The organism is Cohnella sp. GbtcB17 (genome assembly GCF_019091135.1).
Classification (GTDB): Bacteria; Bacillota; Bacilli; order Paenibacillales; family Paenibacillaceae; genus Cohnella.
Genome location: NZ_JAGXJW010000315.1, coordinates 1 through 259, shown reverse-complemented (window position 1 = coordinate 259; position 259 = coordinate 1). Strand labels below are relative to the sequence as shown.

Below are 259 nucleotides of genomic sequence, written 5' to 3'. Positions count from 1 at the left end.
TGTGACTCCAGGTAACCCGTGATCGGGTGGAACTTGTTCTTGCGCGTAACCTCCGTGAACGCCTTCTTGATGGTGACGCCTGATTTGATCTTATATACTTTATCGAACCAATGATCCCGTCGGACGTCGTCTTCGCCGAGCCACGGCTCATAGCTGTCTACTGGCCGAAGCCGGCCGCGCCACGGCAGCGGCCCCCCGATGACCTCTGTATTGCCGAACGCGTCGTAAGCCAGCACGCCCTTCCAGGCGCCAACCGATA

1 pseudogene is annotated in these 259 nt (G+C 58.7%); it reads right to left on the bottom strand.

The annotated features are described in order from the left end of the window. Window positions 1–259: pseudogene (locus tag KVT38_RS33835) on the bottom strand (virulence-associated E family protein); the annotation flags it as partial.